Below are 20,295 nucleotides of genomic sequence, written 5' to 3'. Positions count from 1 at the left end.
GATTATAAAGGTTATGTTGAGCTTCAGGTACCCAAAAACGAAGTTGTTTTTTATCCCTTCATTGACTATTTATATAAAATTTGGGGAGTGGAAAACATTCGACTTAGAGAACAAACTGAAACAGTTTTACTCTACATCAAGGCAGGAGAAAAGCCGTTAAAATCTGAGGTGTTTGGTATTGCTGATATCTTACCGTATTTAACCAATGGAGAAATGCATCATGAAGATGATACTTTGATATTACGTAGTCCAAATAGAAAAACTAGTTTTGAATTACCTATCGAATTGTTAGAAGCAATTTCAGATTTAGCTGAACAAGAAGGGATTAGTATCAGTAAATGGGTTGAGCAAAAATTATCGTCGATAATAAAATAACTATATAAAATTGTATATAAAATATAAAAAACCCGACCAATAAAGGTCGGATTTTTTCATAGTATAATTAGCAGAAGCCGCCACATCCGTAACCGCCGTCAAAATCTGATATATCTAAACATCTCCTTATTGCTTTTTTAGGTGGTACTTAAATGGGTTAAGAGGTGATAGGCAAGAAAAACAGGCTTGTTTAATCCATAACTTGTAGAATTTTCTTTGGTTTGCTCCCCATTGTCGTAAGCGATTACATAAAAATGAACATTCTTTTCAATAATCATCTGAAGTTTGTTCTTACCTCAATAGGCTTTTTCAACCACCTTAAAACTAAAGTATCAATGGTTGAAAACAGTCCTGAAAATTGCATTTTTAGTAATGGTCTACATTGGAAGCGTCGAATCAGCATCATTATTATAGGTCCTTGGGGATTTGGGTATAGGAAGTATGGCTTGGCATAATCTTATCGCGATTTTACTTCTGAAAAAACCGACCTTAAGAGTATTAAAGGATTATGAAATTCAGAAAAAAGTAGGGAAAGACCCGATTTTTGATTCAAGAAAAGTAGGGATAAGTGGAGCTGATTTCTGGGAAGGGAAATGTAAAGAAGTGGAAAATAATGGAAAGTGATAATTCTAAAGACAAAGAGTCTATCGGTTAAGGGAGGAGGGTACAAATAAAACACCTTTTACCATAGATTATGTCTTAGTGTGAGATTACGTCAAAATGTGTGCGTACCTTTAGTGAAATGAGGAACAAAAAAACGCCTTTAATTGAGAGCACTGCATAAGTCTATAATTCAATGAACGAAAGGTGAGTATCTACCATAAGTAGTGTCTCACCTTAACAATAAAGTAGAATAAATCTCATCTCTCTTCCACAATCACGCCCATTGTTGAATAATGATATCAGAAAAATGATACTATTACTTTTCTTATTAAACCAACTACACATTATTTTTATTTAAGTTTTAGTTTTTTACAATTATATAAGTTTTTCTCCAAACCAATACTTTCTTATATGTGATTTGAAATTATGACCTTCAATTTCTAAATCCTAAAAGCTAACTATAAATAGTCTCAAACCAAATTTATTTTTTTGTGGATAAATCTTTATTGTCTGTTATGATTTAAAAGTAATAGTATCGAAAATTTAGTATTTATTTTAAATAATGGAAATTAAATATAACCTATTTCACATAAATTCTGGGAGTGGAAAAATGCAGACTTTTCTAACAAAGATTCAATATAAAAACAATCCAATTACATTGTCTACTGTTGAAAGAAAACACTTAATTATTACTGGTAAAAATGGTTCAGGAAAAACTAGTATGCTCCAAGCTATAAAAAAACAATTAATCCTTATTGAGAGATATTCAAATGAGCGATTTGAGAAAAAGAAAGATTCGAATGAATTCTTAAATCCTAACTATACAGATTTTTCAAACCTAATATTAAATGAACAAATAGTAGACTATAGTAATATAAATACATCTAATATAGACAATGGAGTTTATTTATCTAGCCTTTCGGACTTGGAAAAAACAAAATTCTTATTAAATGAAATATATAATTCTAATTTTGGAAAAGAAGTACTATTTAGTAACAAACAAAAAAAGTATGTTTCTTTGGAGTTTAATGCGCTACAAGATGAAAAATACGTAAGTAAAATACTTCAAAATGGTTTTATTGTTGCCTATTTTGATTCTAAAAGAGCCTTTTCTTTTGAAAAACCACAGGGTATAACCGTGACCTCTTTATCTCGTTATTCAATTAAAGATCAAGCTAGTTCTAAATTTGTTCAATATCTAGTTAATCTTAAAGCTGACAGAGCATTTGCTTTTGAAGAAGGAAACATTACTAAGGTCGAGAGCATAGACAAATGGTTTCGTACCTTTGAAGTAAATTTGCAGGAATTATTTGAAACTGAAAAATTAGAACTCCATTTTGATCGTAAGACTCTTTCATTTAATGTTAAATTTGAAGGGAAATCTATGAACTTACTCTATTTATCCGATGGGTTCTCTTCTGTAATATATATTATTTCCGAAATTATAATGAGAATGAAGAATAAAAGAAGGCACCAAGAAGAGGGAATAGTTATTATAGATGAGATTGAGACACATCTTCATGTAAGTTTACAGAAGAAAGTATTGAGATTCTTAACAAACTTCTTTCCGAACATTCAGTTTATTGTTTCTACTCATTCTCCTTTTGTTTTAAGTTCAATTGATAATGCAATTGTTTACGATTTAGAGACTAAAGAACAACTGATAGATATGTCAAGCTATTCTTACGAAAGCATAGTTGAAGACTACTTTAATATTGACCAGTATTCTTATATTATAAAAAATCGATTTGAAACTTATTTGAAGATGGTTAATAAGGAAGACTCATTAAATCCGAGAGATTTAGAAGAACTCAATAAACTAAGAAGGTATTTTAACAATATTTCAGATTCAATCGCACCAGAAATAAAATCGAAATTTTACCATTTAGAACTTATGCGAAAGAGTGAAAAAAAATGATTTACTTTAAAAAATCGATGCCAGCTCCACCTAGTCTTGAAGTAGAAAAAAATAAAGCAAGTTCCACAAATTATAGATTACAAGATGTAATAACAAGAATAAAAACAGATTTTAAGAATAAATGCTATTTATGCGAATATAAAGAACCTACAACAATAAATGTCGAGCATTTTATCCCGCATAGAAATAATCGTGATTTAATGTTTAAATGGGACAATCTTTTTTATGCATGTGGGCATTGTAATAATTTAAAGTCTGATCGATTCGACAACATTTTAAATTGTATAGATTACTCAGAGAACATCGAAGAACGTATTTATTTAAAAATGGATCCTTACCCTTTTAAAGAAGTAGAGGTTAAAGGATTGGATGATGATGAAAAAACTATAAATACAGCTGAACTTTTAAAGCTAATTTATAATGGGTCTACTCCTATAAAAACAGTAGAAGCTGAAAATATAAGAAAAAACTTATTAAAAGAAATCCTCGAGTTTCAAAGACTTCTAGTAAAGTATAGTGCGCTTGAAGAAGATGATGATGAACTAGAAGATATTAAACGGACAATAAATCGTCATTTGAAGGATTATTCAGCTTTTACAGCATTTAAACGTTGGATTATAAGGGAAATTCCATATTTAAGAGATGAATTTTACCATCTCTTTCAAAGAAAAGATGAAGCTATACGTTAATTCGAAATGTAGAGGTAGCGCAGTAGAGCAGAGATGATTAGATTTTATTGAAGAAAATTTCTTTAATATCTTGGAATCAATCTTGAAAATTGTCTAAACATTTTAGAAAAAAAGCCCTCGATATAAGGGCTTTTTGATGTTTCATTAGGAAGTTATACTCAAACAAATATGGTGTAAAAATAGGGGGGGCTGAAAAAAGCTCCTATTCTTATGACTGGTAGCAGGAAGAGAGGATTTGCTTCATAGTATATCTTATGAATTCGAACCCACTAATATATGAATTCCAACTACTAATTTAAAAGCCTATTGGAAAGTTTCAAAGAACTTAATGTTTCGAGTAAGTTTTCATGCTAAATAAAAATTATATAATAATGCTCTTACGAAAGGATGAAAAAAGATGACGTTTAAACCTGACCGTCCCATTCTACACTCAGGGGATGATCGATTAAATAGATCTGGATTCGCTGAACATCTTGCAAAAGCAATACTTAAGTATGAATTCACCGAAAGTTTAGTTCTTGGTTTATATGGTAAATGGGGATCAGGCAAAACTTCTGTGATTAATATGGCCGTGGAAGAAATCGTTAAGTTATCCAAAGAAGTTCTTGACCAGGAAAAACCAATTATAATGAAGTTTAATCCTTGGAATTATTCTGGACATCAGCAACCTAAAAAAGAAAAAGAATTAAGAGTTAAGAGTACATAAAAAGTTCTTCATGGGTCTATCCCCTAACGCCTTTTAAAGGTCGATTAGTTTGTGAAGAGTGTGTCAATGATTTAACTCATATTCATTAATGATTAGCAGCCTATAATGGGCTGCTATTTTCATGTTTTCATATAGTTTATGTATTATAATATAGGCAATACTAAATTATCTGGGACATTTACATTATAAAGGTTTTTTCGGGGTCCTCATGTGAGGGCTTTTTTTGTTGCAAAAAAAAACACCCAATAACTTGGGTGGCAGCCTCATCGAGAAAGTGATCTATATGCAGAGGAAAGGGCCTAACTTATCGCAGGGTCTATCCTATTTACGCTCGTCCATTTTTATAAAACGTTCGTTTTTTGAAGCCATACCAAGCCTCCTTCAAAAAATTTAGTCCGTCCTCTTACAGCGACGGCTTATTTGGTGGTTTTTTATCCTTAAAAACTAAGAGACCTAATCCGATACCGATATAATTTTCGCTGACCATTGCTAAAGTATTCTGAAAGAAATCTTCAGGCATTCCTAATGTCACTCCGCCTTGTGAGATATAACTCACTAGCAAAACAATTCCTGCACCTTTGATAAAACCCTTATTTTTTCTCTCTGACATAAAAATTCCTCCTCGATTTGGGCTAAAAATTGGTCGAGAGCTCTAGCCTTCCACAAGGGAGAGGCTATCAAACAGCCTCTTAGGTTAATATTACCATTGATTTTTTGTAAGGGGAAATGAAACGTTAAGGTTTTTTTCAAGTGTAGGAAAATTGAACGAAGATTCGTAACTTAGTTACATGAAAATTATTTTTGGTATAAGAACATTTTACTAGAATGGTTTGTTATACTATTAATGGAAAAATTGAGAGAAGAATTTTTAAAATGGATAATTTCGGAATGATAGTAGCATTTTTAGGTTTGCTTGGACTAATTGTTTTTATAATATGGGGAATCTTCTCGTTGATAAGAAAAAATGGAAAAGCTAAGAAAAGTTTTATGCTTTCTGGTATTTCTTTTGCCATGTTTATAATTGGATTTGTAATTTTCGGTATTTCCTTGTTTTCCTAAGAAAAAGCACCTCTAGAGGAAAACCAAAAAGTTGAAGAGCGAGCTCAAAAAGAACAAGAAGCTAAAGAAAAAGCTGAAGCTAAGGCGAAAGCAGAATAAGCGGCAAAAACACCAGAAGAGAAAGCTGCTGAAGCAAAAGCAAAAGCGGAGCAAGAAGCGAAAGAAAAGGCTGAAGCTGAAGCTCAAGCCAAGAAAGAGAAAGAAGCGGCAGAAAAAGCTGAAGCTGAAATGAAGGCTAGTGCGAAGACAATCGAATATGCACAAATGAAAAAGAATCCTGATCGCTATGCTGGCGAATATGTAAAATATAGAGGGCAAATTGGACAGATCCAAGAGGGGGATGACATAACTGTTATCCGTTTAGCTGTCACCCAAGATTCCTATGGTTAGGGTTCCAACGAAGTGATATGGGGTGAAGTGGATGGATATACAGATATCGTAGATGAAGATATTGTTACTGTTTACGGGACTGTAGTCGGTAGTCACAGTTATACATCACAAGCTGGATGGGAAATTACCGTTCCTGCTATGTTAGCTGATACAGTAGAATAGGCATGAATCTTTTGTAGGTGCAGATAAATCTGTGCGTACTTTTTGATTATCAGCTCCTTTAAAAATGGATATGAATGACAGAAACTTGAAAATACCCTAAAATGGAGTACAAATATAATATAGAATGGAGAATTACATATGACAATATTAATTGGCTTGAAACAAGATGATTTTGTTCTAATAACAGGGGATACAAAAAGCGCACATATAAACGAAACAATCAAACTTTGGATTCATATGATTCAATTCCAAAGGTACATCCAATTTGCGAAAATATGATTATTGGAATCGCTGGCTCAGATCGAGTAGGTAAAGCGGTTGTTGGTGCAATAACGCCAATATTTAGTTTAAATCATAAATTATCAGTTAAAGAGATGATTAAGCATGTTCAAAATACAACTACATTTCTTTATGATATGTTTAGTCAAATGCATTCAGATAGGGATTATGATCAATTACTATTAGTAGTTGCTTGCATTGATCATAATGAAGATAAGTCCTATTTATATTCTTTATCGAGTTCATCTGGATTTAAACCAGTTGAAATCAATGGGGATTGTAAGGTATTTGGTGCAAAACCTCAAGAAGTTGAAGAGTACATTCGTACTAATATGAGCAGGGGATCTGAAAATGCAGATCCAATTCATTTATTTTCTGCTGCTATACGTTCTATAGACGACCAAATGGTTTCAAAAGATACCATTTCACTAATTTTATTTAAAAATAAAACAGCTAAGTTAATAAGGCTGGATGAACAAGGAAATGTGAAGCAATAATATATAGCGCCTGAAAGGAGACCACAAAATGAACTGCACCCCAATTGTTAGACACCATCTAACAATTCTAGTTTTGCCCCCATGGGTGAAGGGGGAATGTTTCGGTTAATAATTGGAAAAAATCTGCTTTTTATGTAATGTATATATTGAATTATGTAATATATATATTACTATAATATCAAGAGGTGATAAAGATACGTGGTTAATAAAGTTAAAATAACTCGTATTCAAATGGATTTAACTTAACAACAATTGGCCGAACAAATAGGTGTCACACGTCAGACAATTAGTTTGATTGAAAAGGGAAAATACAATCCAACTTTAAATCTATGTTTAGATTTATGTTATGCACTTAATAAAACCTTAGATGAATTATTTTGGATTGAGAGGAAAAGTACCGAGGGATGAAATTTTTAAAAAAATAAAGGATGAAAGGTTACTTCTTTGCAGTTAAAGAATATTCGTATAGCCTTTTTCTTTCAAAATCTATGTATCATTACTTTATTGATTTATTACGGAATAAAAGATAGGATGGGCAACGTCACACAAAACTCATTATGGCTAATATGGATTGTTACGGGTGTTTTATTGAGTTTTCTACAAATGGGAATTTGAGTGGATATAGAATCTGAAAAGATAGAACTGTAAGAAATTTAGTGGATACAGATAACAGTTTACAATATCAATAAAAAGTTTATCTGACCAAAATTGAAGTGAGGATGATTAACTATGGGACAAGTTTTTATTGATGAAAAGGGACCACAGGAAACGATTAGAATTTCAAGAAACTATAGTGATGATAGAAGAATAAATCTTGGTGATGATTTAATGCGATCTTATGTTGCTGATGTACTTTATATCCCTGAAAGTTCTCTAAAAGATATTATCAAAAAGTATTCTGAACTTGTTGTAGATTATAGAGAAGAACAAAAAAATAAAGTCGAAAAGGAACTAAAAGGAATTGATATTCTACAGGGGAATTTCAAATTTGGCATTGCGAGTATAAAGAAAGTTAATGGTGATTTCTATCTTAAGTTATTTGATATCCTGCTAGAGGCAGACGTTTCTAACTTACTTTTTTCAGTAAATAAAATGTCAATGGTTGTTGATGCCAGACTCACACAATGGATTCTAAAACTTGAAGCTAAAAGATTTATTAAATCCGCCATATTGTTGAAATACAGTCTCACAAAATATTGTGAATTAGAAGCATCAGAAGAGGTCATTAAAAATCTTTTCGATCCACAAAAAAAAGTCAATGAAATATTGTATTCTATTCAAAATGATTTGAAAGAATTCGTAGCAAAGCACAAAAATAACACTAGAATGAAATATCAATTAGAAGATTACAAAAATATGATAACAATAATTGGGAAGGGGAAACACTTAGCTGATAATTTAGTGTTTGAAAAAGTATCATTTGATTGGGATAAGGTGAGCTTCGATGTTGACTTATGGTTGTCCGAGAACAAGTTAAAAGATATATGGCAACCTGAGCAGTCAACGTTAATTCTTGACCAAGGTATACCTTCTGAGCCATTTGAAAAGATTGGATTTGGGAAAGTGCTGGTAGATCAGGATTCTAAAGATTTCGTTGGATTACAATTAGCAGATATGCTGGTAGTAATAACTGGTAGTTACATTTCTAAACTTGTATCTGCAATTCGTTATGATAAAGCAGAACCAGAAAAGCCTAAACAACTTGATAAAGAGTGGTTTGATCTAGAAGAGCATCAGTTTGACCTAATTTTAAAAATGACACAGTTCTTTTTTGGAAATGACAATACTTACAGTTTCATAGGGGATAGTTATTTTGACGAAACTCTCCTTTTTGAAATATTTTGTAGGTATATAAGTTCATTTAGTAGTTATGAGAATTATCATAAAAAGTCTAGTAATTTACATGTTAAAGATATGTTTAAGTATTATATTGCTGCTTCAAAAGAAAAATGGAGCTTAGGTGTACAAAATGAGTTTTTAGCAAGGAATATTTACGGGGATTATATTACTGGAATTAAAGAGGGGGTAATACGGAGGTTATAATATGTACGGTTTCTAAGCTCCTTTTTATTATTCCCACTCCATATCGTCTGCAAATAATTAGAGGTTATTTGACTGCAATTTGGTGATAATTTAGGGCAATAAATTTTTTAAAAGGCACTTGCACCAATCCTACCGCAGATTTTGTACGACATATGAAAGAGGGAGTAGAAAAAGTAAAGCCATCTAAAGAAACGGAGGAAAAATAATGAAAGCAATTGAAATGATATTCAAAATAGAGATTGAGGTGAAGTAAAGGTGCTTTACTTCAGTTACGATATTCAGCAATCGGGCGCTTTTCTTTAATAAGAGGGAAAAGAAAAGATTGTGAAGATTGCTACTTAAACTATAGAGTGCCTTTAACACAATAAGTAATACAATTATAGAGCCTAAAATATGCAGGAGTTTATGCACTAGTTCGTATTTTGGCTCTTTTTACTTTCATAATAGATAAAGCCTTTTATAGCATTTTTTGAAATGTCAAATACAGTATAATTGAATTGAAAATATTGTGAGTAGGATGATAACTAATGGATACAACAATCATTGAACATTTAGCATGTTTAGAAATGAATACTTTGATATTACAACCACCATTTCACTTGCTTAGTAATATAAATTGGAATGATAAGGGACTCTCCTTTGATGGTGATATTGAGGTATATAGCAACAATATTAAAAAAACTGATTTTATAGGAAGAGCACCTGTGCAAATAAAAGGCACAACTACATATAAAAAACAACACAAGAAAAACAAAATTAAACATTCGGTGGATAAAAAGGATTTAGATGTTTATTATAAAGACGGTAAAGGGGTATTATATTTTGTTGTTACAATAAATCCAGATTCATATGCAAAACAAGCATATTATAGGATTTTAGCTCCATTAGATTTAAAGGGCCTCTTGGATAAGCTTGAGGCTACCGGAAACAATTCAATTACAATACCTTTCAAAAGGCTAGAAAACGGGCATTTAGAACGTATTTGTAAAACATTTATAAAAATTGTTGAGAGACAACCAGTGAAATATATAGAAGGATCTAAGAAGCAAAAATTTATAACTTATAAAATAAATTATGCTGACGTATCAGGAGACTCGTTTGATTTATTCGAAGAATCTGCATATGTTTATGGTGTTTCAGGAGACTTTGAAGTACCTATTGAAACAGCTATAATACAGGAAATTAGAAAAGCAACAAATGAAGTTGTCACCATGAACCACGAAGAAATAAATGTTAACTATGAATTAAGGGAAACTGAAGAAAAAATTACTCTCATTATAGAAAACACTTTAACATATGAATTTTATAAAAAAAGAAAAACCGGTAATATAAATTTAAGTAGAGTAAAAACCCTTGAATCATATGTCAAATGTTTAAAATTAGTAAAGTACCAACATGAACACAATAAACTCCCATTTAAATCCTTCGATTTTATTGCGAAAATAAACGAGAAGGAACTTTTTAAAGATGTTGATAAAGATATAAAATTATTCGAAGAGCTTATAGAAGTTTGCAACCAAATCGGTATAAGTGATAATTATGTTTTTAATGAGCAAGAGGATTTACCTTCACTATTTAATGGAATAATTGATATTTTTAAACATAAAAAATATGAATTAATTAATATTCATGATAATAAAAAATTAGAAAATGCCATGATATGCAATATCGAACTCTCCAATTTTGTGACCGTAAAAGTTATGTTTGTGGAGAATGAATTTATTGATTTCTTCAGTAAAGAAGCATTATCAAGAATAGGTGGACTTATACCAAAAAACCCAACAATAATCAGTAATGCCGAACAGTTACCCGATAATTGGGAGGAATACTACTGGAAAGTAAGTATTTATTCAACCCAGACTATTAATGAAATGCAAGAATCAGCAAATTTTAAATTTGAGACATTAAAGTTATCATTTACTGAAAAATACCATGATATAGCTGTGGATATGACGATAAATATTATGCTAGACTACGTTAATTATTTTGATGAATCTACAGATAATAAATATCTAGAACTTGCACTAGATATAATTCAAAGATATCTTGAAAAGTTCCCTCAAGATGATCTAGGAAAGATTAATCTCTATATAATAAGATATTATCAATTTCATGAGTTGTCTGAAAGAGAACAAGATGAGATTTTAGAAATATTGGAAAGAGCAGAAAAGGAAAATAACAAAAATTTATGTTTTGCCTGCGAAGTCTTATTACAAAACAAACCAAAAGTTAAAAGATTATTTAACTCTATTGATAGCGAAAATCAAAACATGATTAGAGATTTCCCTATTTTCCGTCTATATGAGAAATTGGAGTAAACGATAAAATGAAAAATAGCTTAGAGTAAAATCTCCGAGCCATTTCATTCAATACCCAATCCTTCACTTCTTGATATCTCCAACATAAAAATTAAGGGGATTCGGAAATACGCTTTAAAAAGGTAATCATAAAAAAGGGTAAGGAGAGTACCATACCCAATGCTCATAAAAATGCTCATAATTTTGCTCATAGTCTTTTTTTATTCTGTTTTAAAATATTTTAAACGCAGTCTGAAAATCCCAATAAATCAATGATTCTATCAATCTATTTATTTCTATTTTATATCTTGATGAATGGGCGGCATGATGTAATTTAGCTTATAAAACCCATATATATTAAGGGTTTGTAGGTGGAATCATCATTTTAGGTGCCGAAAAGGTGCCCGAACCGATCCGGAATTATAATTAGAGGCTTCTCATTAGTTGAGCAAACTTTTGAGAAGCTTCTTTTTTTCTGTCTTTTGTAATGTGTAAATAAACCTGTGTAGTTGTTTCATCTTCTGTGTGACCAAGTCGATCCATAATTTGAAGTAATTCAACACCAGCTTCTGCTAACAAAGATGTATGGGTGTGTCTTAAAGAATGAGGTGTTAATCGTTTGTTAATAGAGGGTGTTTTTTTTAACAAGCTTTCCATTCGGTTTTCTATAGTCTTAATAAAATGTGGATAACCGAAATAAGGAGCATTTAACCTTCCAAAAATAAAAGCCTTTTTAATAGTTCCAACTCATTAAAAAGACATTCATCTACTAAATCTATACTTATTTTTTGGTTTTTATTAACAGTGCATCTCTAAATGTCTTTAACTTCTCTAGTTTTTCTGTTTTTGAATTTAGTTGAGGTTTAAGAATTTTATTCTATTTTCTATCATTGAGTTATGAAATTGTACAACATCATTAAAGGTTTTATCTAATTCGTTATTATACTTCTTTGCGTCCGTATATAGAGCCTTAATTCTTGTTAGATCAATTTCATTCTTTTCACTCATAATTTTATTTATATTTTTTCAATTAAAGAAATATCAAATTAATGTGAACAATCTCTTTCATTTTATTCGAGAAAAAGTTTAATAAAGAACCTTACATAATTAACCAATCCTATTTGTGTTAAATGTAATAAACTTAAATAGGGAGAGGTATTAATAATTGGAGTTAGTATAGTTTCATGGACACATTTTAGTTAAGTCCTTACAATGATTTTTGAGAGGATGTGTCCGTCTTGGAACGTAAGAATACAGGTAAAAAATATAATAATGAATTCAAGAAGACTATTGTAGATCTTTATCACTCGGGTAATTCGGTCAAAGAATTAAGCGGCGAATATGGCGTATCAGAAGTTACCATTTATAAATGGGTTAAGGAATTTACTCCTATCGGTTTAGGGGAAGATTCCATGACCCCAAAGGAATTAGCAGCCATACAGAAGGAAAACCTTCGGTTAAAGCAAGAAGTTGAAATCTTAAAAAAGGCTATGGCCATATTCGCGAAAAAGTAACCGAGACAGATCTTTCCGAATTTATTGAGGAACACAAGAAACAATATCCCGTACAGAAGATGTGTGAAATACTAGAAATCCCAAGAAGCAGCCATTATCAGTCCCTTCAAATAGTGGTATCAAATCGCGAACAAGAAAATAAAGAACTAACGAAGGAAATTCATCTCATTTACCTGGAAAGCAAGGGACGGTATGGGGCTCCAAAGATTCATGAAAGCTTATTAACCAAAGGTTTTTCCCTAAGTCTTAAGCGTGTTCAACGTTTAATGAGCAAGGCTAGAATTCGTTCTATTACTAAGAAAAAATACCGTCCCTACCCATCTAAAGAAAAGGTTATTCAATTGGATAATTTGTTAAAACGAGACTTCACTACTCAAACTATTAATGAGAAATGGGTAGCAGATATTACGTATATCCACACGTTAAAAGACGGATGGTGTTATTTAGCTTCGGTATTAGACCTTCATTCTAAGAAAATAGTAGGGTATTCATTTTCTCGTTCAATGACGACAGAACTGGTCATAAAAGCTTTCAATAACGCACACTTATCACAAAAGCCCTCGGAGGGCTTAGTTCTTCATACGGATCTTGGCTCACAATATACAAGCAGTGAGTTTACTCAACATATCCAAAACCATCATATTAAGCAATCCTTTAGTCAGAAAGGTTGCCCGTACGATAATGCCTGTATAGAATCCTTTCATGCCCTATTAAAAAAGGAAGAAGTCAACCACGTACAATATCTAGACTATCAAACAGCAAAATTAGCAATGTTCCAATTTATTGAAGGTTGGTATAACCGAAAAAGAATTCACAGCAGCTTGGGCTATCAAACCCCACAAGCCATTGAAGATCGAATTAGGAATACAGCTTAAGATTTAACTTTTTAGTGTCCAAAATATTGACTCAAATCCAAATGGAAATTTTATTTGGAGCTTTAATTTTTGCAGTATTTGACGCACTAAGAAGGATTAACAACATATCATTGACCAAACAGAAGAAATTAAGAATTTACGTGAAGAAATAAAAAAGAGTAATTAAAAGAAGTGTTTAAAATATAAGCATTTTATTTATTCAAGAAAAGGGCGCTATTTTTTGAATATAACTTAGATTTTTAAACGACTTTATTGTTATATTTTTTAGTTTAGTGAAGTATCTTACATCAAAAATTAAACAAGCATAACCCCCTCCTAAATTTAGAACGGGGTTATGCTTGTTTGAGCTTTTAAAATTAAAAAACTTTATTGTCATTTTACAATTAGGAGGTTTCTTTAATTTAAGAGAACACATAGTATTTTTCTGGCGAAATACCATCCCTCAGGTTATATGGAATTGTAACTTCCAGGCCTTTCGGAACTCACTTTCTGATTATAAATCGGTGAAGGTTTAAATGCCATACACAAATGAAGCATTCGTGACCTAAGCATTCCCCGATAGCCAACCGGCTCGTATAGACCAAATAATTTGTTTTTTACTTAAAGTGGTAGTGTGTACTTCCAGATGCGGCCATTGTTGTGAATTTGGTAGAGATTCCCCCCTGCAGCTACGATATTTTTTGTAGCCGGGTTGTTGTCAAGTTCCTGCCATCCTGTCAAAGGTGTACCGGTGTACTTCCAGATGCGGCCATTGCTGTGAATTTGGTAGAGATTCCCCCCTGCAGCTACGATATTTTTTGTAGCCGGGTTGTTGTCAAGTTCCTGCCATCCTGTCAAAGGTGTACCGGTGTACTTCCAGATGCGACCATTGCTGTGTAGTTGATAGAGGTCGTTGCTATCAGCTTCGATCTCCAGCGATGCTGGATTGTTGTCAAGTTCCTGCCATCCTGTCAAAGGTGTACCGGTGTACTTCCAGATGTGGCCATTGTTATGAATTTGGTAGAGGTTTCCACCTGCAGCCACGATATTTTTTGTAGCCGTGTTATTGTCAAGTTCCACCCAGCCTGTGAACGGTGTACCCGTGTACTTCCAGATACGGCCATTGTTGTGCAGTTGATACAGGTCGTTGCCACCAGCTACTATATCAACCGATGCTGGGTTATTGTCTAGTTCTAGCCAGCCTGTGAATGGTGTACCCGTGTACTTCCAAATACGGCCATTGTTGTGAAACTGGTAAAGATTCCCTCCTACAGCCACGATTTTTTTGGTAGCCGTGTTATTGTCAAGTTCCTGCCATCCTGTCAATGGTGTGCCCGTGTACTTCCAGATACCGCCATTGTTATGCAGCTGATAGAGGTTGTTGCCGTCAGCTACTATATCAACTGATGCTGAGTTATTGTCAAGTTCCTGCCAATTCGGAAATTTATGACCATAAATAGATTGTATACCTGCTATATCATCTTCATGTAAAGCGCGCTGAGGTCCACTATAACTTGGAAACATAAGTGATCCTGAAACAGTTGAATGAGCTAAGCCAAGAGAATGACCGAATTCATGGGCAGCTACACTGATGAGATCGAACCCTGATGGGGGTAAATTCATTGACCAAGTTTCGTCGTCATCAAAATGTGCATCCCCGGCAATCTCACCACCGTTTTGTGGTGGGTAATAAGCATGCGCAAGTACATTACCTGCACCATCGAATGGATCACCATCACCATGATCCCCTGTAACAAAAGATATCAAAATATCAGCATTACCTGATGTAACTTCTGTGAAAGTTAAAGGGGTTACTTCACTCCATAGACCAAATGCAGTAGCGATTCCTGATCGAACTTCCCCTTCAGTTAAATCAGATGTGAAATTTACAAATCTATAAGTAAGATTGTTTTTATCCCACCTATTTCCTTGTGTGGTAAATTTTGCCGTTCCCTGATTTGATTTTGCTGTTCCCTGATTTAAATCGGGAAATCCACATCTTGGTACTTTCATTTGTTTCACAGTAGCTTCATCAAGTTCTCCAGTTATCGGTAGATTATGGAACTCTTGGTATTTTTTTAAGGCGGTTTCTATATTTTCATCAAAATTAGCTTCTACTTCTAATTCAGCCACTCTAGTTGTTTTATCTAAATAACCAAATTTACCAAGAAACTTTTGTAGTTCTTTAACAGGCTTACCTTTAGAATTTCTTTTCAGTCCAATAGAAGATGGTACTCTCATAAAAAAATCCTCCTTAATTGTTTTTATTCTTTATGAATAAAGTCATACTTTTCATAATCTAACTCAAGCAAACGTTCTTGAAAATCCTGATACTCACGATCAAAATTACTATCTGCCATAATTGTTCTCCTATATATTTTTTATAACAAATTTTATTATGTACTTAATAAGGCTATTTATACGTTCTTCAACTATAGACCTTTAGTTGAAGAAGAATTAAGTGATTTTAGGATTGAGACCATATTTTAGTTACTCCATTAAAGGGCGCAATTCTGCAGCAAGGATTGTGCTCTTTCTTTATGTTAAGGGCCAGATTGTGGAGGAAACAGAAAGAGTAAGAATACTGATTAAAGAACCTATGTGAAGTGTTTCACTTAAACTAAATGTCAGTTTAGTTTAATAAACTCTCGAATCTATTGAAATAATATCGATATATGCTAGTTCTCCATTTAAAGAGCGTAAAAGGTGCTCGCCGTGCGCCTCAGTTCTCAAAGCGTTAATTATCAAGCTTTGGAAGGCTCACAACCGATGTGGTTGGGGGGTCTTTTTTATTACTAAAAATCGCTTTTGACCACAATGTCCACATTTTTGATCACCAATCATAGCTCTATGTATTTCTGGAATTTCGATGCTGTCTGCTCTTTAAGATTGTTTGTTACATGAGTATAAATGTATGCAAAATTTGTTCCACATAACCATATTGTTTCCCATACAAACTAGCACATTAAATCGATACACGAGGAAGAATTATATTAATTACTTTGGGGAAATTATATTTAACTATCCGTTTGTCGGGTATCCAATTTGAAACCTATATTTATCGTGGTGGTGTTAAGGTAGCAATTGAAAGTGCAATCGAAATTTCGACTAGAAAGAAACGGTAGGTAAAACAGGCACTCAAGGGATATTGAATTAACGAAATATAATACAGCAATTGTTTAAACTATTCGGCATACAAAAAATGAAATAGGAGAATGTTATTATGAAAAACCGGACAGCTTCAATAATAATTCTGATATTACTAGCTCTTTTAACAGCCCCATCATTGACCTTAGGAAAGCAACAACCATATAGATCTCCATCGAATAAAGGTCCGATTGGGTGGGACATTTACAGGCAACTTAACCGTCTTCCCGAGTTAAAAAGCGGCGTACAGACCCTTCAGTTTTCAAGCTATGACCGTACAGGAGGAAATGATGATGGCTTTCAAGGTACCTATTCTTGTTTAAAACAAGATGCAAGTGGATGTGTGATCGCTGATTATAAAGGGTCAGGTGAAATCGAATCGATTTGGTTCACTAGGGACGATGGAGATGTTACTAAAACAGGGAACATTCAAATAATTTTAGATGGTAAAAAAGTGGTGGACGCTCCTTTACAGGATGTTGTAGACGGCAAATTGGGAGCACCATTTATCTATCCATTAGTCGCAAATGCGGACCAATCATCAGGTGGGGTTTATATTAAAATTCCGATGCCATTCAAAGAAAGTATGCGTGTTATTACGAAAAAAAATCCACTATTTTATCATGTAACTTATCGTGCATTCTCTAATTCGGATGGTGTAAAAACATTTGACTCTTCGGACAAAGCACTTGACGTTATTGATATGTTGAAACATTCTGGGATACAAAATCCAATACCCAAACAACCAAAAGCGAAGAAGAAGTTTAAAGACTTCCATTTATCGCCAGGTGAAAAGGTAACTCTTACTGATCTAAATGGTCCTGGTAGGATCTCAGAATTTCGACTCCGAATACCGCAAATTGTAGGACCGAAAATAGGAAAAAGGGTGACCGATGACGGAAGGGCTTTTGGGAAAGGTGGATACAGTGAGTATAAAGCTAAAATAAATCCTAATAACGATGGTATTCGTCTAACTCGTCGGTACGATCCAGGCATTGGCCAGCAAAAGGCAAGTATTTTAGTAGATGGTGTTGTTGCAGGTGAATGGTCGGGTTTACCTCAATCAGCGACCTGGGCTGACCAAAGTGTTGAAATCCCAGCTTCATTTACAAAAGGGAAATCAGAGATTACCATTCGCAATGTGTTTGTCTCATCCAATTTAGACTTCAATGAATTTACTTACTGGGTGGATTCCAAATTGAATAATGAATGGGTAAGAACGGACACGATGAACATCGGTCCGAATTCGGTTAGTGATGAAACTGCCCATAATTACAAAATTGTCGGCCAAACCTGGAGCGGGGTTCGGAACAACAATTATCCAAATACAGGTGATGTGGCAGTTATTGCAGCTTCAGATGACGTACTACAAAACACAAGAGTTCGAATGTATTTTGATGGTGAACTCACCGTTGATTCACCATTAGGAGAATTTTTTGGTTCAGCATTAGGTGAATATGATGTTCGTTCATTATTTTTTGCTATGGATACTGCACCTGATGGATGGTATTCCTCCTGGTGGCCGATGCCTTATGGACTCTCTGCAAAAATTGAACTGTACAACGGTTCAACTCATGATATCAAATCAGGACAATCCCAAGTTACTTTTGAAAAGTCAGGACAATGGGAAAAAGGACAGTGGGAAAAAGAACCTGGACTAAATAAGATTTATGGTTATTTCAAAACCACATCTGTACGAGGAGAAACTACTCCTGGAGTTGATTGGCAATTTCTAAAAGCCATTGGTAAAGGAACAATTGTTGGTGTAACCCATACAATGGAGGGGAAAGATTTAACCCGTCATTATTTAGAGGGTGATGAAAGAGTATTTGTGAATGAAGCAACGGTTCCGCAAATTCCCGGAACAGGTACTGAAGATTTCTATGAAGGTGGTTGGTACTTTAACCGTGGTACGTTTACGAATCCAATTAACGGAAACCCTGCACACGAAAATACTTCTTTTGGATCAAAGTATGATAGTACAGGGGCGTACCGTTTATTTATAGGAGACGAAATTTCATTCAATACATCAGTAAGATTCGGGATTGAACACGGACCAACAAACGATATCCCAGCAACCTACGGATCAACCACCTATTGGTATGGGAACAACTAGTATCAGGTGTTAATACTTTGAGTTATTGAAAAATGGCGGAGGGAAAATGTCCTCTGCTATTTTTCTCTTCTTTATCAACACCCCCCTTTAAGATACCAATTTCTTTCATAATTTTTTTTCTTGTCAGTCGATGTATTTGTTTCTCTTCCATGATTTGGTTAACAACCCCTTCATAAAATATAAATATTTATCTGTATTAATATTACTGAACTTACTTCTAAAATGAAATTACAATCTTTGTTATATGGGTGGGACAGGCATACATTTCTATAAGTACGTACTTATAGAAACTACTTTCTCTAGGCTAATCCTTTTTCAATTAGGGCAATCAGGAGGTTACCTACTGAGATTAACGACAAAACCCGGTCTATCATATTTTTTGGATTCAAGGGAAAAATGCTTAATAAGGGATCATGATTCGCGAGGTACTTTGGGTTGGATATTTTTGACCCATTCTTTATTTTTTATTCATGAATGCTTTAAAATAAATGGTTTTTATACAGCTCGTTACAAAACAAACAGATGAATAACAGGGATTATGTAGAAAATTATTTTGTTGGAAAATAGTTACTGATATAGTAAATTAGGAGTATAGAGTCATTACAAATGATCTATCTAGCAAATTATTAAATGGAAAATTTATAGGTACAGAGTTTTATTATAACTTATTTGAAAATCTACTTTTCTTTAAAGATATGAACAACTTTATATAAACTAAGGGGATGACCAACGTGACATTTGATAGCAGACAAGAGATTGCATTAAGAAGCCATGATATTTCCATAGGATTAGGTACTAAAGAAGTACCTGAGTTTGAAACATTAACAGAAGTCGGGATTATCAACTTAAACTGTAGGATATGCCTGGTTCCAGATAGCATTTGGGTTCAGCTACATAAACATCTGGGAATGCAAGAAAAATCAACTACTGACCTCTACGCTGCCAGGCTGGATGAAATGTCCTATAGTTTTCTAGGGTGTACTGAAATACACTTATATAAACCTTTTAAGTAGATTATAAAGGGTTTATATGAACTGTAGTTTCCGATAGCTTTCAGTAGTGTGTGACCACGATGTTATTAATAGCTAATTGTATCCCTTAGGTTTAACAGAGGGCCAGCAAACATTAATCGGATTGATTAGGAGTGACCTATAAAATTAAAATACATTTTCATAAAAAAAGAAATCAAGTACGTTCGGTTAATAAATCAACATGGCAGATAAATAGGTAGAAATTCATTATCCCACTAATTAAGACCCTAACAAATCTAGGGTATTAATTTTTTTGATTTTTGTTTCTAAAATAGAAACAATCATATTAATTTTAGTTTCTATTTTAGAAACATCATTGTTGTTGTTTTGTTTATATGTTAAGTTGTAAGTAATTAATTTTTAATGAGGAGGGGATCTACCTTGAATAATGAGCAAATTGGTAAGATTATTCGATCATATCGTGTAGGAAATAGTTTGTCTTTAAGGCAGATGGCCAATGACCTAAATGTATCTTTTTCTGCTCTGGCGAAAATGGAAAATGGTGAACAGCGGATTGAAAGTGAATTTTTAATTAAGATATCCGATTATTTTAACGTGTCTCTTGATCAAATGCTAAATAGAAGTGAATCAAAAGTAGGCATCCAAGGTGGAACT

The 20,295-nt window shown here is 33.2% G+C and carries 16 protein-coding genes and 4 pseudogenes; 16 read left to right on the top strand and 4 right to left on the bottom strand.

Annotated elements, in window-relative coordinates; all coding sequences use genetic code 11:
• The 5 genes and pseudogenes from QFZ73_RS28790 to QFZ73_RS28770 form a co-directional block, all read left to right on the top strand.
• Window positions 1–375 (top strand): annotated as a pseudogene (locus QFZ73_RS28790) (hypothetical protein); the annotation flags it as partial.
• A gap of 324 nt (window positions 376–699) precedes the next feature.
• Window positions 700–999, top strand: a pseudogene (locus tag QFZ73_RS28785) (alanine:cation symporter family protein); the annotation flags it as partial.
• Between the two features lie 589 nt (window positions 1,000–1,588).
• A complete protein-coding gene (locus tag QFZ73_RS28780; RefSeq protein ID WP_307274247.1) occupies window positions 1,589–2,896 on the top strand; it encodes an ATP-binding protein in 1,308 nt (435 codons plus the stop codon).
• Window positions 2,893–3,585 carry an HNH endonuclease gene (locus QFZ73_RS28775; protein ID WP_307274243.1) on the top strand — a complete coding sequence of 231 codons (693 nt, stop codon included), beginning with the start codon at window positions 2,893–2,895 and terminating at the stop codon, window positions 3,583–3,585. Before QFZ73_RS28780 ends, QFZ73_RS28775 begins: the two co-directional genes overlap by 4 nt.
• Before the next feature lie 397 nt (window positions 3,586–3,982).
• Window positions 3,983–4,291 carry a P-loop NTPase fold protein gene (locus tag QFZ73_RS28770; protein ID WP_307274240.1) on the top strand — a complete coding sequence of 103 codons (309 nt, stop codon included), beginning with the start codon at window positions 3,983–3,985 and terminating at the stop codon, window positions 4,289–4,291.
• Between the two features lie 403 nt (window positions 4,292–4,694).
• Here the strand turns inward: QFZ73_RS28770 and QFZ73_RS28765 are convergent, their stop codons facing one another.
• The gene (locus QFZ73_RS28765; protein WP_307274237.1) at window positions 4,695–4,901 is read right to left on the bottom strand and encodes a hypothetical protein; all 207 of its coding nucleotides are present in this window, start codon (window positions 4,899–4,901) and stop codon (window positions 4,695–4,697) included.
• A 263-nt stretch (window positions 4,902–5,164) separates the two neighbouring features.
• Between QFZ73_RS28765 and QFZ73_RS28760 the strand changes: the two genes are divergently transcribed.
• From QFZ73_RS28760 to QFZ73_RS28730, 7 genes are all read left to right on the top strand, one after another.
• Window positions 5,165–5,350 carry a hypothetical protein gene (locus tag QFZ73_RS28760; RefSeq protein ID WP_307274234.1) on the top strand — a complete coding sequence of 62 codons (186 nt, stop codon included), beginning with the start codon at window positions 5,165–5,167 and terminating at the stop codon, window positions 5,348–5,350.
• Window positions 5,351–5,578: 228 nt separating this feature from the next.
• Window positions 5,579–5,740, top strand: coding sequence for a hypothetical protein (locus QFZ73_RS28755; RefSeq protein ID WP_307274232.1), 162 nt, complete (start codon window positions 5,579–5,581; stop codon window positions 5,738–5,740).
• 12 nt (window positions 5,741–5,752) lie between these two features.
• Window positions 5,753–5,902 (top strand): hypothetical protein, encoded by a 150-nt coding sequence (locus QFZ73_RS28750; RefSeq protein ID WP_307274229.1) that lies wholly within the window; start codon window positions 5,753–5,755, stop codon window positions 5,900–5,902.
• Window positions 5,903–6,129: 227 nt separating this feature from the next.
• Entirely contained in the window at window positions 6,130–6,678 is a 549-nt protein-coding gene (locus QFZ73_RS28745) for a hypothetical protein (RefSeq protein WP_307274226.1), read from the top strand.
• Between the two features lie 252 nt (window positions 6,679–6,930).
• Window positions 6,931–7,086, top strand: a complete 156-nt coding sequence (locus QFZ73_RS28740; protein WP_307274223.1) for a helix-turn-helix transcriptional regulator — start codon at window positions 6,931–6,933, stop codon at window positions 7,084–7,086.
• A 321-nt stretch (window positions 7,087–7,407) separates the two neighbouring features.
• Window positions 7,408–8,721 (top strand): hypothetical protein, encoded by a 1,314-nt coding sequence (locus tag QFZ73_RS28735; protein WP_307274220.1) that lies wholly within the window; start codon window positions 7,408–7,410, stop codon window positions 8,719–8,721.
• Between the two features lie 527 nt (window positions 8,722–9,248).
• Window positions 9,249–11,039, top strand: a complete 1,791-nt coding sequence (locus tag QFZ73_RS28730; RefSeq protein ID WP_307274217.1) for a DUF4365 domain-containing protein — start codon at window positions 9,249–9,251, stop codon at window positions 11,037–11,039.
• Between the two features lie 405 nt (window positions 11,040–11,444).
• On the opposite strand, the pseudogene QFZ73_RS28725 reads toward QFZ73_RS28730, so the two are convergent.
• A pseudogene (locus tag QFZ73_RS28725) lies at window positions 11,445–11,744 on the bottom strand (tyrosine-type recombinase/integrase); the annotation flags it as partial.
• A gap of 512 nt (window positions 11,745–12,256) precedes the next feature.
• Between QFZ73_RS28725 and QFZ73_RS28720 the strand changes: the two are divergent.
• A protein-coding gene (locus QFZ73_RS28720) for an IS3 family transposase (protein ID WP_373458939.1) occupies window positions 12,257–13,407 on the top strand; the annotation gives its coding sequence in 2 pieces (ribosomal slippage) (window positions 12,257–12,506 and window positions 12,506–13,407; 1,152 coding nt in all).
• A 600-nt stretch (window positions 13,408–14,007) separates the two neighbouring features.
• On the opposite strand, the gene QFZ73_RS28715 is transcribed toward QFZ73_RS28720, so the two are convergent.
• Complete coding sequence (locus QFZ73_RS28715) at window positions 14,008–15,627, bottom strand: matrixin family metalloprotease (RefSeq protein WP_307274211.1); 1,620 nt, start codon at window positions 15,625–15,627, stop codon at window positions 14,008–14,010.
• 982 nt (window positions 15,628–16,609) lie between these two features.
• On the opposite strand from QFZ73_RS28715, the gene QFZ73_RS28710 reads away from it, so the two are divergent.
• The gene (locus QFZ73_RS28710) at window positions 16,610–18,649 is read left to right on the top strand and encodes a glycoside hydrolase family 172 protein (RefSeq protein WP_307274209.1); all 2,040 of its coding nucleotides are present in this window, start codon (window positions 16,610–16,612) and stop codon (window positions 18,647–18,649) included.
• 22 nt (window positions 18,650–18,671) lie between these two features.
• Here QFZ73_RS28710 and QFZ73_RS28705 read toward each other — a convergent pair whose 3' ends face one another.
• On the bottom strand, window positions 18,672–18,800 hold the full coding sequence (locus QFZ73_RS28705; protein WP_307274206.1) for a hypothetical protein: 129 nt from the start codon (window positions 18,798–18,800) through the stop codon (window positions 18,672–18,674).
• Window positions 18,801–19,380: 580 nt separating this feature from the next.
• Here QFZ73_RS28705 and QFZ73_RS28700 point away from each other — a divergent pair.
• Window positions 19,381–19,662: a hypothetical protein gene (locus QFZ73_RS28700; protein WP_307274202.1), complete on the top strand. Its 282-nt coding sequence runs from the start codon at window positions 19,381–19,383 to the stop codon at window positions 19,660–19,662.
• 381 nt (window positions 19,663–20,043) lie between these two features.
• Window positions 20,044–20,235: pseudogene (locus QFZ73_RS28695) on the top strand (helix-turn-helix domain-containing protein); the annotation flags it as partial.
• Window positions 20,236–20,295: the final 60 nt, after the last annotated feature.

The sequence above is a fragment of the Peribacillus sp. V2I11 genome (genome assembly GCF_030817135.1).
GTDB classification, from domain to species: Bacteria; Bacillota; Bacilli; order Bacillales; family DSM-1321; genus Peribacillus; species Peribacillus simplex.
Note: the sequence above shows the minus strand (reverse complement) of the source record. Positions and strands in the feature narration are given on the sequence as shown.